General features: G+C 35.7%; 17 protein-coding genes. 5 read left to right on the top strand and 12 right to left on the bottom strand.

Translation table 11 applies throughout. The annotated features are described in order from the left end of the window. Nucleotides 1–57: 57 nt before the first annotated feature. Nucleotides 58–726 carry a YkyA family protein gene (locus C1726_RS01940; protein WP_235822681.1) on the bottom strand — a complete coding sequence of 223 codons (669 nt, stop codon included), beginning with the start codon at nt 724–726 and terminating at the stop codon, nt 58–60. A 382-nt stretch (nt 727–1,108) separates the two neighbouring features. On the opposite strand from C1726_RS01940, the gene C1726_RS01945 reads away from it, so the two are divergent. Next, nucleotides 1,109–1,249 (top strand): YjcZ family sporulation protein, encoded by a 141-nt coding sequence (locus tag C1726_RS01945; protein ID WP_102271613.1) that lies wholly within the window; start codon nt 1,109–1,111, stop codon nt 1,247–1,249. A gap of 280 nt (nt 1,250–1,529) precedes the next feature. Beyond that, on the top strand, nt 1,530–2,084 hold the full coding sequence (gene def, locus C1726_RS01950) for a peptide deformylase (RefSeq protein WP_102271614.1): 555 nt from the start codon (nt 1,530–1,532) through the stop codon (nt 2,082–2,084). Nucleotides 2,085–2,126: 42 nt separating this feature from the next. Here def and C1726_RS01955 read toward each other — a convergent pair whose 3' ends face one another. After that, nucleotides 2,127–2,897: a Cof-type HAD-IIB family hydrolase gene (locus C1726_RS01955; protein WP_102271615.1), complete on the bottom strand. Its 771-nt coding sequence runs from the start codon at nt 2,895–2,897 to the stop codon at nt 2,127–2,129. 595 nt (nt 2,898–3,492) lie between these two features. Between C1726_RS01955 and C1726_RS01960 the strand changes: the two genes are divergently transcribed. Both C1726_RS01960 and rnjA read left to right on the top strand, forming a co-directional pair. Next, nucleotides 3,493–3,705 (top strand): DNA-dependent RNA polymerase subunit epsilon, encoded by a 213-nt coding sequence (locus C1726_RS01960; RefSeq protein WP_102271616.1) that lies wholly within the window; start codon nt 3,493–3,495, stop codon nt 3,703–3,705. Nucleotides 3,706–3,708: 3 nt separating this feature from the next. Further along, a complete protein-coding gene (rnjA, locus tag C1726_RS01965; protein WP_102271617.1) occupies nt 3,709–5,376 on the top strand; it encodes a ribonuclease J1 in 1,668 nt (555 codons plus the stop codon). Nucleotides 5,377–5,461: 85 nt separating this feature from the next. On the opposite strand, the gene C1726_RS01970 is transcribed toward rnjA, so the two are convergent. The 6 genes from C1726_RS01970 to C1726_RS01995 form a co-directional block, all read right to left on the bottom strand. Next, on the bottom strand, nt 5,462–6,121 hold the full coding sequence (locus tag C1726_RS01970; protein WP_102271618.1) for a potassium channel family protein: 660 nt from the start codon (nt 6,119–6,121) through the stop codon (nt 5,462–5,464). A gap of 203 nt (nt 6,122–6,324) precedes the next feature. Continuing rightward, entirely contained in the window at nt 6,325–6,762 is a 438-nt protein-coding gene (locus tag C1726_RS01975; RefSeq protein ID WP_102271619.1) for a TlpA family protein disulfide reductase, read from the bottom strand. A 96-nt stretch (nt 6,763–6,858) separates the two neighbouring features. After that, nucleotides 6,859–7,401 carry a peroxiredoxin gene (locus C1726_RS01980; RefSeq protein ID WP_102271620.1) on the bottom strand — a complete coding sequence of 181 codons (543 nt, stop codon included), beginning with the start codon at nt 7,399–7,401 and terminating at the stop codon, nt 6,859–6,861. 278 nt (nt 7,402–7,679) lie between these two features. After that, entirely contained in the window at nt 7,680–8,567 is an 888-nt protein-coding gene (locus C1726_RS01985; protein WP_102271621.1) for a LysR family transcriptional regulator, read from the bottom strand. Nucleotides 8,568–8,621: 54 nt separating this feature from the next. Then, nucleotides 8,622–9,068 carry a cyclic-di-AMP-binding protein CbpB gene (gene cbpB / locus C1726_RS01990; RefSeq protein WP_102271622.1) on the bottom strand — a complete coding sequence of 149 codons (447 nt, stop codon included), beginning with the start codon at nt 9,066–9,068 and terminating at the stop codon, nt 8,622–8,624. A gap of 148 nt (nt 9,069–9,216) precedes the next feature. Beyond that, entirely contained in the window at nt 9,217–9,453 is a 237-nt protein-coding gene (locus C1726_RS01995; protein ID WP_053475424.1) for a YkuJ family protein, read from the bottom strand. Nucleotides 9,454–9,724: 271 nt separating this feature from the next. On the opposite strand from C1726_RS01995, the gene C1726_RS02000 reads away from it, so the two are divergent. Further along, entirely contained in the window at nt 9,725–9,982 is a 258-nt protein-coding gene (locus C1726_RS02000) for a glutaredoxin family protein (RefSeq protein ID WP_102271623.1), read from the top strand. A gap of 25 nt (nt 9,983–10,007) precedes the next feature. Here C1726_RS02000 and C1726_RS02005 read toward each other — a convergent pair whose 3' ends face one another. The 4 genes from C1726_RS02005 to fadH all read right to left on the bottom strand — a co-directional run bounded on the left by C1726_RS02005 (nt 10,008) and on the right by fadH (nt 14,527). Continuing rightward, on the bottom strand, nt 10,008–10,649 hold the full coding sequence (locus C1726_RS02005) for a DUF3993 domain-containing protein (RefSeq protein WP_102271624.1): 642 nt from the start codon (nt 10,647–10,649) through the stop codon (nt 10,008–10,010). Between the two features lie 208 nt (nt 10,650–10,857). Then, the gene (locus tag C1726_RS02010; protein WP_102271625.1) at nt 10,858–12,081 is read right to left on the bottom strand and encodes an EAL domain-containing protein; all 1,224 of its coding nucleotides are present in this window, start codon (nt 12,079–12,081) and stop codon (nt 10,858–10,860) included. Between the two features lie 146 nt (nt 12,082–12,227). Beyond that, nucleotides 12,228–13,643, bottom strand: coding sequence for an aspartate ammonia-lyase (aspA, locus tag C1726_RS02015; protein WP_235822682.1), 1,416 nt, complete (start codon nt 13,641–13,643; stop codon nt 12,228–12,230). Between the two features lie 161 nt (nt 13,644–13,804). Continuing rightward, complete coding sequence (gene fadH / locus C1726_RS02020; protein WP_235822711.1) at nt 13,805–14,527, bottom strand: 2,4-dienoyl-CoA reductase; 723 nt, start codon at nt 14,525–14,527, stop codon at nt 13,805–13,807. Nucleotides 14,528–14,565 lie beyond the last annotated feature (38 nt).

A 14,565-nucleotide genomic window follows, 5' to 3' on the forward strand; every position in this document is an offset into this window, starting at 1 on the left:
CTAACACAGGTAGGGAAAATAGAAAAGTCTGCATCCTTAGGATGCAGACTTTCTAACTTATTCTTTTGAATCAATCTTTAAGCCTGACTCTTTATAGAAGGATAATTTTGCTTCATTATACTCTTTCGTTTTTTTGTTGAATTCTTCATTTTCTTTCAAAATTTTCGCATAGATTTCATTAATTTTAGTAATCTGAGCATCTAGCTGTTCTAGTTGAAGATCCTCCTTTTTAAACATAAGATACAGCTCTTTATCCAGTTTAACCCCTTCAAGATATTGTTGATATAATTCATCATGAATTTTGTATCGTTCAGTCATTGTGTCATATAGTGTCTGCGCTTTTTCTTTCAATGCAGCTTCTTCTATTTCGTTAATTAGCGGCAGTGCTTTTTTAAACTCCTTTTGTGAAGCAGCAATACTCTCCTGCTCCTTATTCATATGATCCTTGCGTTTATCTACAATGGCTATCGCCTGATCCGAAAGACGGTTTATTTCATCAAATTCTTTCATCCCTAATGAGATAATTTTATCGTAAATTTCCTTTTCCTGTTTCTCTAACTCAACAAGCGGCTCCTGCTGCTCTTTAAATACATTTTCAGTTGATACAACCTTTTCAAGAACATCATAAATTTTTTCAACCGGTGTTGATTTATTAAAGCAGCCTGATAATACAAGGCTCCCCATGGCAATTACGAAAATAAGGCAGCTTTTACGGGAAAATAACAAGGTTATAACCTCCTAATAATTAAAAGCGGGAGTGCCTGGTTTAGCTCCGACAAGCATAAGGCGTTCCTCTCTTTAAAGTGTTCTTTACCTTTGCGGGAGGATTGAATTATGACATTGAGGAGCTAGGCGCTGGAGATAATATTACTAATAACAACACTTACTATATAGGTTGTTTCCATACTTAGCAATAGTCTCCTAATTCTAGCATCCTGTTTGATAGACTTGTCCTATTGTAATATTTTATTCTGCTCACTTTTCATTTATGACATAGGCATGGGCCTACACATAAAAAAATCATTACACATAGGCTATATAAATCGTCCGATTAAAAAATAAAATGCAAAAGGACGATAATTTATAATAATTAGGGAGGTTATCCTTCATGTATGGATATGGCGGATATGGTTATGGCTGTTGCTATCCAAGTTACGGCGGAGGCGGAGCAGGATTTGGCAGAGGATTTGCGTTAATTGTCGTCTTGTTCATTTTACTCATTATCGTTGGCTGTTCTTGTTGGTGTTAAAAGAAAAGTGGAAGCGCATTGGTCATCGCCGTACAAACTCAAAAGGCCAGTTCTTTCGACAAAAGTAATACGGTGAAAGAGAGCGAACCGATGTTGACTTATTACAGGGATGGGACCTGAAGTTTGATAGACGATAGGACGCTTGCGCTTGACAGATAATTTAGGAGAAGGTGTTGACTATGCCTTCTCTTTTTATTAACATTTGTCATACACTTTGGTAGACTATAATAATAATCTGCATTATTTGCTTGATGACATATTTTTCACAGGAGTGAGTTTTATGATAACGATGGAGGATATTATTCGCGATGGTCATCCTACACTTAGGAAAATAGCAAAGCAAGTTCCGAATCCCCCTTCCGAAGAAGATAAACAAATACTAGAGAGCATGATGGCGTATATTATAAATAGCCAAGACCCTGAAATTGCAAAAAAGTATGGGTTACGTTCTGGGATCGGCCTAGCAGCACCACAAATTAATGTTTCAAAACGGATGATTGTCATTCATGTTCACGATGAAAAAGGCATATTACATAGCTATGCACTTTTTAATCCTAAGATTGTAAGCCATTCTGTAGAAAAGTCTTATCTCACATCTGGCGAAGGATGTCTTTCTGTTGATGAAGCCATTCCCGGATATGTTCCTCGATATGCACGTATCACCGTTAAAGGCACAACTCTCGAAGGGAACGAAATAAAATTTAGAGCAAAAGGAATTTTGGCTATAGTGTTTCAGCATGAAATTGACCACCTTAACGGGGTAATGTTCTATGATCATATTGATCAACAAAATCCATTAAAACCAATTGAAAATGGACTTCCTATAGAAAGGTAATAAAAGCATGAACCATTAGGGTTCATGCTCTCTTAATTTCGCTTAGATAAGTTTTAGTTTTTTTAGTGCATTCCATATTCCATCATCTTCAACAGAAGTCGTCGTGACATCAGCAGCTATTTTCACTTGTTCTGAGGCATTCCCCATAGCTATCCCAGTACCGACTGTTTGCAGCATTTCAATATCATTCAGCCCATCCCCAAAGGCGTAAACATCCTTCATATTAAATCCAAGACGTTCAGCCATGAGCTTGATTCCCTCTGCTTTCGAGCCTCCAGCTGGTAAAACATCTGTAGAAAATCTATGCCAGCGCACAAAACGGGAATTTGGAAAATTCACCTCATAAAGCTCATCATCTTGTTCTTCACAAAAAATTAATGATTGAAATACTTCATTATTTCTGAAATAATTTTCATCCACACTTGGATAAGGAAATTTCAGACTTTTGATGCATAAATCGATATACTCATTATTCGCAACGGACGCCTTCATAACTTTTTCATCCATGAATACCATTGGATGGTTCCTTTCCATTGAGTATGTATATAAATTTTCTATTTCTTGTGTATCTAAAGGATTTTTATAGATCACTTCGTTTTCAAAAACTACATATTGACCGTTAAAACTAACAAAAGAATCGATATCTAGCTCATCTCTTAAATTTTTAAACATAAACGGCGCACGACCCGTTGCAATAGCTACAAACACCCCATTTTCTTTCAATTTTGCTAAAGCTTCTTTTGTTAAATGTGGCAATTGCTTATTGTGATCCAGTAGCGTACCATCTATATCAAAAAATGCAATTTTTTTCATTTCTCATTCATTCCTTCCAAGGTATAGCTTTTCCATCCACTCTATATTCTTTCATTTCCCGTAATACACTAACCCCTTGAGTAAAAAAAGTCAATTAGCGAAAATTTCTATTATCTATTCCATTTTTACTCATGAATCTCTACTATTTGAACAAAATAGTAAATGATCTTTGATTCACTAAATAATCCATAATTACCCACGGGAGATACATCCTTATCAGCATATAATAATAAAAAAAAGGGTTTTTCTAGAGCTTTTTCGCATGTAAAATCCTTGATTCACTTTACATTGGACAAGGATGGTATAAAATAGTATGTAGGGAGATGATCGACAATGTTAAAGAAGCTAAGAAAAAAGCTTTTAAAACAGTGGAGAGATATGCTTCGAAAAAAAACAATTGCCTAAACCATTTTTGAGCCCTTCAAATTTGTGAAGGGCTCCTTGTTTATTGAATGAAGCTAGACAGTTACCTTTTTTTCATTCATACTTACAAAGTTACTATTGGTTATTTTAACTTAAATAAGAAAAAACATGAAAAACATGTTAATTTTTTATATAATAGAAAAAGTTATATCGGATTAAGGAGAGATTGTAGATGATTTTCAAAGTTTATTTTCAAGAGTCCATTAAACAAGTGCCCGTTCGTGAAAAAACACAGACGATTTATGTTGAAGGGGAGTCGGAAAGAGAGGTTCGTCTTAAGTTAAAAAACGAACCATATAACATCGAGTTCGTTACCGCTCTTGAAGGAGCATTCTTAGAATATGAAAAACAAAACGAAGACTTTAAAGTATTGGAGATAGGATAAATTATGAAATTTGTAAAGAATGACCAAACAGCTGTTTTCGCCCTTGGCGGACTTGGGGAAATCGGCAAAAATACGTATGCTGTTCAATTCCAGGATGAAATCATCCTAATTGACGCGGGAATTAAATTCCCTGAAGATGAACTTCTCGGGATCGATTATGTGATACCGGACTATACTTACTTAGTAAAAAACGAAGAAAAAATTAAAGGACTTTTCATCACTCATGGCCATGAGGATCATATTGGCGGAATTCCCTACTTATTAAGAGAAGTGAATATTCCCGTATATGGAGGGAAGCTTGCTCTTGGTTTGCTAAAAAATAAGTTAGAAGAGCATGGATTGCTTCGACAAACGAAGTTACATGAAATTAAAGAAGATGATGTCATTAAGTTCAGAAAAACTTCCGTTACTTTCTTCCGCACAACGCATAGTATCCCTGATTCTTACGGGATTGTTGTAAAGACTCCTCCTGGACAAGTCGTTCATACCGGTGACTTTAAGTTTGACTTTACTCCTGTAGGAGAACCTGCAAACTTAACAAAAATGGCAGAAATAGGGAAAGAGGGAGTTCTCTGTCTATTATCAGATAGCACGAACAGTGAAATTCCAGAATTTACAATGTCAGAGCGCCGGGTTGGAGAAAGCATTCATGATATCTTCCGAAAAGTTGAGGGAAGAGTGATCTTTGCTACCTTTGCCTCTAATATTCACAGACTTCAGCAAGTAACTGAAGCAGCTGTTCAAAATGGAAGAAAAATTGCTGTTTTCGGAAGAAGTATGGAAGCAGCGATTAATATTGGACAAGAACTAGGATATATTAATGCGCCAAAAGATACCTTTATTGATGCCCAGCAAATCAATCGCTTGCCAGCTAATCGTGTAACCATTCTATGTACTGGCAGCCAGGGTGAGGCAATGGCAGCCCTTTCTCGAATTGCAAACGGCACTCATCGCCAAATTCAAATTATTCCTGGAGATACGGTTGTATTTTCATCCTCCCCTATCCCAGGCAATACGATCAGCGTTAGCAGAACAATTGATAGTCTTTCACGTGCAGGTGCTGAAGTTATCTACGGAAAATTAACTAATATCCATACTTCTGGCCATGGCGGCCAAGAGGAGCAGAAGCTTATGCTCCGATTGATTAAACCAAAATTCTTTATGCCAATACATGGAGAGTATCGCATGCAAAAAATGCATGCAAAATTAGCTGTTGAATGTGGTGTCCAAGAAGAAAACTGTTTCATCATGGATAATGGCGAAGTACTAGCATTAAGTGAAGATACGGCTCAAGTAGCAGGAAAGATTCCTTCTGGCTCCGTATATATTGATGGAAGCGGAATTGGTGATATCGGGAATATCGTTTTAAGAGACCGCCGCATCCTTTCTGAAGAAGGTTTAGTTGTTGTTGTCGTTAGCATTAATATGAAGGATTTCAAAATTGCTGCAGGTCCTGACTTAATTTCACGCGGTTTTGTCTACATGAGAGAATCCGGAGATTTAATTAATGATGCTCAATCACTTATTAGTAAGCATCTAAACAAAGTAATGGAACGAAAGACAACTCAATGGTCAGAAATTAAAAATGAAATTACAGACACACTTGCTCCATTCCTTTATGAAAAAACAAAACGCCGTCCAATGATTTTACCTATCATTATGGAAGTTTAATAAGACAAAATAGAAAACGCTGTAATCCATAAATGGATTACAGCGTTTTTCTTTATTGTCTAGCTCCAGCGCCTCTGCTTTCTAATTACACCATCACTTTTTTCTCGAATCTGTTAATATCTACATCTGCACCAATAACGATAAGTATATCATTTACCTGAATTCTTTCATGAGCTTTTGGGGAGACGATAATTTCATTTTTTCTCTTAATGGCTACAATATTAATCCCGTATTTTGCACGAATGTCTAAATCAATCAATGAGTACCCGGCTAACTTTTCATTTGCTACAATTTCGACAATGCTGTGTTCATCAGATAACTCCAAATAATCAAGAACGTTATTTGAAACAATACTATGTGCAATTCTTTTCCCCATGTCACGTTCAGGATGGACAACGTGGTCTGCACCAATTTTCCGTAAAACTTTTTCATGATAATCATTTTGTGCTTTTACCGTTATTTTTTTTACGCCTAATTCCTTTAATATTAGAGTAGTTAAGATACTTGCTTGTATATTATCGCCAATTGCTACAATCACATGATCAAAATTCCGAATACCTAAGCTTTTGACAACTGATTCATCAGTCGTATCACCGACAACAGCGTGAGTAGCTATCATGGAGAATTCATTGACCCTGTCCTCATTCCTATCAATTGCCATAACCTCTAGTCCTTCTTCAGCTAATGCACGGCAAATACTACCTCCAAATCGTCCAAGACCAATTACTGCAAATTCTTTTCTCACACTTATTCCTCCAGCAAATTAGCATATTTTCTATTAGCTTATTGTAGCATAATCAACAAATTAAAAAAGCCCTTATTTAATATGTGCTTGTGCATAAACTAGAAACTCCACCTGAATTAAATATTTTAAATACAAAAAAGAACCAAGCTTAAAATGCTTGATTCTTTTAAAATACGAACCATTTATTATTCTGCCTTATTCATTTAATCCAAAACACGATTTACACGCTTTTCAAGCATCTTCATGCCTCCGCCGCCGGCTTGGAAGTGACGAAGATTCCCATCTTTATCAAAAACATAATAAGCTGGTACATATTGATTTTCGAAGGAATCTGTAAGTTTATGCTCACTGTCCACGAATATTGGCTGGGTAATTTCATGCTCTGCTGCTACCTTTTTAATTAAATCAATATCTAAATCATCCTCAGATCGAGGCATATGAACGGCAATTACATTTAATTTATCCTGATAATCATCTCTAAACTTATTCACGTTAGGCATTGCCTCTTTACAAAGATGACAGCTAACTGACCAAAAATGGATAATTGTCGGTTTTTCACCGATAAGCTGCTCTTTCGTTACTTCTCCATTTAGCCATTCTGTTGCTCCTGTAAGCTCAGGCATGGGTGCTCGTAATTTCATCGTAAATCCTCCCTGTGTTATTTCTTTTCCCTCTACATATTTACTGAAAGAAAAGACCTAACGAGCGTTAGGTCTTTTATAGTTCGAATCCTTTTACTATAAAGTTTTTTGACCTGGTTTCCAGTTCGCAGGGCACAGACCGCCTGTTTGAAGTGCTTGAAGAACACGTAAAGTTTCATCTACATCACGGCCAATATTATTGTGGTTTACTACTGAGTACATTAACTCCCCTTCAGGGCTAATAATATATAAGCCGCGAAGAGCAATTCCTTCCTCTTCAATTAGAACGCCGTAATCACGAGCTACTACATGGTTTGTATCAGCAGCAAGAGGATAGTTTAAATCGCCAAGTCCATTAGCTTTACGATCTGTATTAATCCATGCTAAATGTGTATGAATCGTATCAGTTGAAACGCCGATTACTTCTGCATCTAAATCTTCAAACTCATCAAATCGATCAGATAAAGCAGTAATTTCTGTTGGACATACAAAAGTGAAATCCATTGGATAGAAGAAAAGCACAGTCCATTTGTCATTTTTCATATTTGCTTCAAGACTTACTTTACCAAATTCTTTATTTGGCATTACTGCATCCATTTCAAAACGTGGTGCTTGTTTACCTACCATACGTTCTGGCATATGTAATCCCTCCATTAGCTTTTCAAATGAGAAAACCGATTCTATTTTCTCATTTGAATAATATTCAACCAAATATATTATAGGTTATTTACCAATTTGTGTCAATATCAAATAATAATTAATTTAATTAAATAGCTTTTACAAATTAATTTTAAAAAACTATCCCACTACTAGTTTTACCCAATTTACGAATAAAATAATCAATCATCCTAACTGCACATTCCATATACTCTTATAAAGAGTATATCGATTTTCGACAATGGAACAAAACTTATTGCCTACCGTTTGTTTTCTTCGCTTATATGTTCCTTAATCAGCTCGACAAATGCTTGTACCTGTTTAAGCTGGAAAGCTGATTCATAGCCGAGCAGCCAAGTATCTCTTTTTAAAGGCAAATTATTTTCATCTAATAATGGAATTTTAAAAATATCCTTTTCTGCTCCATTTAATGTAATTGCCGGTAAAATCGCATACCCTATCCCATTGAAAGTCATTTGTTTGCATGTTTCGATTTGATCCACAACGATTGTTCTTTTCGGTGCTGTTTTAAAATGTTTAAGCCACCAGTCTTGGATTTCCTGATAATAGTTTGAATCACTTTTAAATTGGATAAACGGACGATCTGTTTCTAATATCTGTTCAGGACTAGTAATCTCCGTATCAACGAGATAAAGGCAATCTTGGAACAAATGGGTTTTTACCCCTTTCCAATCAGGCGTTCCGCGAATTATGCCAATATGTACTTGATCTTCATAAAGAGATTTCAATATTTCACTGCTCCAGCCTGTTACTAGCGATATTTTCGCTTGTGGATAGCGGGTAACGTATTTTTTGAGGACTTGCGGCAGCCAGTTTTGTCCTACAATCGATGCGACAGCTATCTTTAATGTTCCATACACTTCAGCATTCAAAGCATGTATCGATTCACGAACCTTCTCTTCCTTTTCAATGACTTCATTGATAAATTTTATAACCAATTCACCAGCGGGGGTTAATGACAAACCTTTTTGCGAACGGATAAAAAGCCTTTCTCCCCATTCCTTTTCGATTGTTTGCAGCCTCTGTGACAGTGCGGGCTGTGAGACAAATAACCGTTCGGCTGCCTTTCTCATATTCATTTCCTGGGCTAATACAGCAAGAAAGTGAAATTCAGATAGTGATGACATTAGAACATTACCTCTCGTCTAAAAATCAAGCTCCCATATTTGGGAGCCAATGAATTATTTCTTATTTAATCTCCGGGCTAGCTTGTTTAATTCGTTCAGTACAGTTCTGCGTGTAAATATTCCTTCAAAGTAACCGTTCTCATTTTCAACGCATAGAAAAGGGTTATCGATTAATAAAGCTATTGAATCCTGCACAGATGAATCAACGTGCAATCTTGGAATTTTCTTGTTCATCACTTCTTCTACACGCTTTTCTTCTAATTTTTCAAACTCAATTCTTTCGAGCCCAAGAATAGAATCCATAATAATTGGGGTGCTAATTAAGCCATGCAGTTTATAATACGGATCTAGTACAGGTATGGCCGTGTAGCCGCTCTTCGTTAATACTAAAAGTGCATGTTCTAGATTATTGCCGACTTGCACATGTGCAACCCGCTCTGAAGGTATCATAAATTGTCTAATATTACTTTCTAAATATTCCCCACTGTGAAGACTTATCATCGTCGAAAACTCCTCAGTTTAATGTTTTCTATCTGCTTATATAGTGTATCACAATTTCCCTTTCCTTGCTCTTATAATGTATAAAACAGCCTTGTTCCTATTTACTGAATAAAAAAAGGAACCTAAAAGGCTCCTACGCTTGTGTCTATTATTGAATTAAATCAAATATCTCAATTGTAATCATATCGATATTATCAAATTGATATCTTTTTGGTTTTTCTTTGTCTTGATAAACTTCCAACTCAAACATTTCACTTTTCGGCTGATATGTTACTTGGCATTTCCTTTCTCCGTTCACCTCAAAAAATCGCTGCATCGGTTCACCGCTAGCTGATTGTTCCTGAAGATTTTTTAATCGTGTTAATATACCTTGAAGCTGTGACATGCTCCCTCTCCTTTCAACAAAAACAAAAACATCATACGTTTATGTTTCTCTTTTGGCATGTTTCTATCCTAAAAGTTTAGATTCAGAATATTCGACATTTCTCTTATTTCATACCAATAATAACAGCATAAATTAATGACCGTCATTTATACAAGTAAAAACTAACTAAATGAAAATATTTTTTTAATTAAAACATCTTATATCGATAGTAATTCATTGAAATTCTTTTGCTTTTTCATTATGATAATTATCATGAAAGGACTGACCTGCTTTGAAAAAAATTATTCTCTACACTCAGCCTGATTGTCCCCCATGTGAAATAACAAAAAGGTTTTTAACTGAATATGGCTTCTCATATGAGGCAAGAAATATAAAAACGGATCAAAAAGCTAGGAAGGAATTAATTGAAACCTATCAATCCTACTCGACTCCGACAATTGTCATAGAAGATACGGTAATAACTGGATTCGACTTAGAAAAACTGAAAGCCGAATTAAACATTCCAGATGAAAAAGAGCAGGCTCAATGAAAGCCTGCTCCCGCTAATTTACTTTTTATTTTAAATGATCAACAACACAAGAGCTACCATATTTATAGAATGATGCAATCGGATTTAGTACCAACCCTATTTGTAATGAAACCTTCACCATACTTTTTTGAGCAAGTTCCATTTTAATTGGGGTAGCAGCTCCTTCTGCTTCTTCAATTATTTCTGATGGAATATTGTCATATAAAAATTCTGCAACCTTCCAGTCTCCTTCTACTTTATCAAGTCTAACACCTTCATAATGACTTTCGTAAGAAACTGGACCTTCATCAGCTTCAGGGAAGAACTCGAATATGAATATATGATCCTGTGATCGAACAACCTTCGTCTCGGATGTATAGGTAAAAAAAGGAATATAATAAATAGGGAAATCTGTACCGTATGTAATATATTTTCCATTTTCAGTAAAGAGATTTTCATCTAAAAACTGATCCATAGAACCCTCTGTAAAATAAGGAAAAAGAGCTTCATGTATTTCTTCCATGCTTTGCAGCTTTTCACCTAATGACACTTGAGCCCGAAATGCTTCTTGCAAAAATTGGAAAACCGATTTATCATCGAGAAAATCCGAATCTGCACGTGACAAAGAAGGAAAAATAAAACTAAGTAAAAGAATACATGATAAGAATATTAGATGTTTTTTTTTCATTTCACTCTCCCTTTCTTTCCGCTGCTTATTATTTCATTCTACCAACATTCTCACCAATAATAGAGTAAAATCGTTCGCATTAATCTTGCAGATTGTGACAGATTATCCTTCTATCTTTCCTATACCCCTTCAATACGACAAAAAAGCCTTTTTTTCAAAATAAAAACAAGGTCTCTTAAAAGAGACCCTGCCCAATCAAAAAAATCTACTATAATAATCCTTCGCGTTCATAAAGAAACTCATATGATAAATCAATAAATAAATAATCACTGGAATGAAGCGGATATGAGAATGTTCGAATTGTTTCTCCTGTTTCAATATCGCTATACAGGTCAGAAAGAATTCCTTTTTTGTCATTTCTCATCTTCATAATATTTTCCAAAAAGTAAGGTCGCCAGCTCCAATTTTTATGCAAATATTGCTGCTGGACAATCCATTTATTATCCTTTTTAAAGATATTTGCAGACTTTTGGAATCCATTTTCATCACAAATGTAAAGTCTAAATGATACATCATTTAGATATTGAGAAAGAACCTTGATTAACTCCTCGTACTCCAATAATTTGCGACTTTTCCCCTGAAGAAATTGTGTGAGTCTTTCATTAAATTTCTCTGATACTTCATGTAAAGCCTCTAGCTTTTTCTTTTCATAAGTAATATATTGCTGACATTTTCCTCTAAGCTTTTCTTTCATAATATCGCGATCAACAAAGTCCTCACCGGGATTGTGAAGGTAATAGCCTTGGTAGTACCTGCCGCCATTTCTCCATGCAAACTGCAGCTGATAATCCATTTCTATATTTTTAAAAAGCAAGGTTGCACCAATTTTTCTTGCCAATAATGATAATGTGTATAAAATATCATGAAGAACATGGGCGGATGCAGTTGACCTAAGCTCATTTAAATCAACTTTTATAATATTCGGAGCGAGCTGGCCGATTCTGTCTAAATGGCTCCTTTCATTCCCCATATTATCAATAGCAATTTTAATTCCATATGTACGCAAATAATTCATTAAATGATCTAAATGCTCCATGTTCCCCTTATAAGCTCGTTCTGTAGACTCCAAGACTATTCGATCAAGCATTATCCCTTTGCCTTGATACTCTAAGATGAGAGATAAAAATGATTCTGCATTATCATACATAAGTAAATCCGCGTCTTTATTTACAAATAAAAGCAAATCTTCTTCAGAAGAAATGGTAATAAACTTTTCAAGCGCCTTTTTCAACACTACATGATCAACTTCAAGGCGATACTCTTCCGGAATGCTCTCATCTAGGAAAAATGGTCCTAGGCTAACCACCCCGTTTTCCCCTTGATACCTTCCGAATACTTCATAGCCTATGACACGATGTTCATCCGCACTGAATATCGGCTGAAAATATGGGAAAACATTATCTAAGTCTGTAAGGATTTCCAGTGCATCCATGCTCATAAACCTCCATAGAAAAGATGAATAATAAGAATAATGTATAATTATAACATATTTTTTACGATGTAACCGTCGGCAGATACTTTCCCTTCATGTAAAATAAAAATACCGATAACTGTCATCGGTATTTTTATTCTGCATTTTTATTTATCAAGTAAGGACGAGCCAGCTATTCCAGGCTTTGTCATTTCATACGGATCTAAAATTAAATCCAATTCCTCTTCAGTCAGGACATCATATAATAAACATAATTCACGGATAGATTTTCCATTAACAATTGACTCTCTTGCAATTTCAGATGCCACATTATACCCAATATGAGGATTTACAGCGGTCAGCAGCCCAACACTTTTCTCAACATATTCCTTTAACCGCTCTGTATTTGCAGTAATACCTGATACACAAAAATCTGAAAATACACGGAAACCATTATTCATAATTGATATTGATTGTAATAAATTAAATAATAAAACCGGCTCCATTACATTTAATTCAAATTGACCAGCTTCAGATGCTAAAGAAATCGTATGATCATTCCCAATTACTTGAAATGCAATCTGATTAATGACTTCCGGCATAACTGGATTAACTTTTCCAGGCATGATGGAAGAGCCTGGCTGGCGAGCAGGCAGATTAATTTCATACAAGCCTGCTCTTGGTCCTGAAGCCATTAAACGAAGGTCATTCGCAATCTTAGACATATTTACCATACATATTTTCAAAGAAGCAGAAACTTCCACATATGCATCTGTATTTTGGGTTGCATCAACTAAGTTTTCTGCTGGAACAACAGGAATCCCTGATATTTCAGCTAAATATTGAACAACTTTTTCAATATAATTAGGGTCAGCATTTAAGCCTGTTCCTACAGCTGTAGCTCCCATATTTACTTCTAATAAATTATCTTTTGATCGTTCAATTCTTTTGATATCACGCTCAATGACATTTGTATATGCCCTAAATTCTTGGCCTAATCTAATTGGCACTGCATCTTGCAAATGTGTTCTTCCCATTTTTATAACTGAATCAAATTCATTTGCCTTTGCACTGAACGTTGCCTTCATTTCTTTCATTGTTGCTAGTAATGATTCAAGCGCACGATAAACTGCAATATGAATGGCCGTTGGGAAAGCATCATTTGTTGATTGAGCCATATTTACATCAATATTTGGATTAAGATGAAAATACTCACCTTTTTCTTTACCAAGAAGCTCTAATCCTCTATTTGCAATAACCTCATTTGTATTCATATTAATTGAAGTTCCTGCGCCGCCTTGTATTGGATCCACGAGAAAATGATCATGCCATTTGCCAGTAATAATTTCATCTGCCGCTTGGCAAATGACTTCTGCTTTTCCTTTATATAGTCTGCCTACATCAGCATTTGCTAAGGCAGCAGCTTTTTTCACGATTGCCATTGCAATAATTAAATCTTTGTCTAATTGATATCCAGTAATTGGAAAGTTTTCAACTGCTCTTAATGTCTGTATCCCATAGTAGGCCTCGATTGGTACATGTTTTTCACCAAGGAAGTCCTTTTCAATTCTATATGTACTCACTTCAACATCCTCCAAATAGTTAATGAAAAAGCCATGATAGAATGATTTCCATCACGGCTTAAGTATACTACTATTTTATGAATTTTTCTGTTTATTTTTCACGCTTTTATTATTTTGGAATAGTAGGAAAAATCTAAAATTAAATTCGCAGTTTTACTTCTTTAGAACGGGTATTGATTTAGCCATTGTCCTCCATCCATTGTAATACATTCCCCATTTATATATGATGCATGTTCAGATAATAAGAAGAATGCTAATTCTGCAATTTCCTCCGGTTTTCCCAGCCTCCCTAATGGAACACTTGAAAGGGTTCTCTTCGCTGCCTCTTCAGATTCCCATAATTTATCAGCTCCCCCTGTTCGTTCAATCGGACCTGGAGCGATCGCATTCACCCTTATTCCATACTGTCTTCCCCACTCAACAGCTAATGTTCTCGTCATTGACAGAACACCTGCCTTCGCTGCTGCAGAATGAATAACACCAGGACCAGCATCCCAAGCATATGTAGCAATCATGTTAATAATACTGCCTTTTATCCCATTCTCAATCCAGTATTTCCCTACCTCACTTGAACAGTAAAATGTACCATTTAGAACGATATTAATAACCGAATTCCAGCCATTTGCACTTAGTTTCTCCGCTGGACAGATAAAATTACCGGCAGCATTATTGATTAAATGATCGATTCTGCCAAAGGTATTTAAAGTTTCCGTCACCATATGCTTAACGTGTTCCATTTCTCTTACATCCATTTGAACGGCCAATACTTGTCCAGATTCTTTTTCAATTTCCTTTTTCGTTTCTTCCAGTCGTTCAAGATTCCTCCCCGTAATAACGACAAATGCACCAGCTTCAGCAAATCGCTTAGCCATATATTTTCCCATGCCACTTGAACCGCCTGTAACAATAACGACTTTCCCTT

Origin of the sequence: Cytobacillus massiliigabonensis, assembly GCF_900199725.1 — a bacterium.
In the GTDB taxonomy this organism is placed as follows: Bacteria; Bacillota; Bacilli; order Bacillales; family Cytobacillaceae; genus Cytobacillus; species Cytobacillus massiliigabonensis.

What these genes read in the sequence shown, in the direction of transcription:
- C1726_RS02005 (WP_102271624.1), bottom strand. Translation starts at nt 10,649, where the DNA reads ATGAAAAAAAAACATCTAATATTCTTATCATGTATTCTTTTACTTAGT.
- C1726_RS01995 (WP_053475424.1), bottom strand. Translation starts at nt 9,453, where the DNA reads ATGTCACAGCTTCAAGGTATATTAACACGATTAAAAAATCTTCAGGAA.
- C1726_RS01960 (WP_102271616.1), top strand. Translation starts at nt 3,493, where the DNA reads ATGATTTTCAAAGTTTATTTTCAAGAGTCCATTAAACAAGTGCCCGTT.
- fadH (WP_235822711.1), bottom strand. Translation starts at nt 14,527, where the DNA reads ATGGGAAAATATATGGCTAAGCGATTTGCTGAAGCTGGTGCATTTGTC.
- C1726_RS01945 (WP_102271613.1), top strand. Translation starts at nt 1,109, where the DNA reads ATGTATGGATATGGCGGATATGGTTATGGCTGTTGCTATCCAAGTTAC.
- C1726_RS01985 (WP_102271621.1), bottom strand. Translation starts at nt 8,567, where the DNA reads ATGTCATCACTATCTGAATTTCACTTTCTTGCTGTATTAGCCCAGGAA.
- cbpB (WP_102271622.1), bottom strand. Translation starts at nt 9,068, where the DNA reads ATGATAAGTCTTCACAGTGGGGAATATTTAGAAAGTAATATTAGACAA.
- C1726_RS01955 (WP_102271615.1), bottom strand. Translation starts at nt 2,897, where the DNA reads ATGAAAAAAATTGCATTTTTTGATATAGATGGTACGCTACTGGATCAC.
- def (WP_102271614.1), top strand. Translation starts at nt 1,530, where the DNA reads ATGATAACGATGGAGGATATTATTCGCGATGGTCATCCTACACTTAGG.
- C1726_RS01980 (WP_102271620.1), bottom strand. Translation starts at nt 7,401, where the DNA reads ATGCCAGAACGTATGGTAGGTAAACAAGCACCACGTTTTGAAATGGAT.
- C1726_RS01975 (WP_102271619.1), bottom strand. Translation starts at nt 6,762, where the DNA reads ATGAAATTACGAGCACCCATGCCTGAGCTTACAGGAGCAACAGAATGG.
- rnjA (WP_102271617.1), top strand. Translation starts at nt 3,709, where the DNA reads ATGAAATTTGTAAAGAATGACCAAACAGCTGTTTTCGCCCTTGGCGGA.
- C1726_RS02010 (WP_102271625.1), bottom strand. Translation starts at nt 12,081, where the DNA reads ATGGATGCACTGGAAATCCTTACAGACTTAGATAATGTTTTCCCATAT.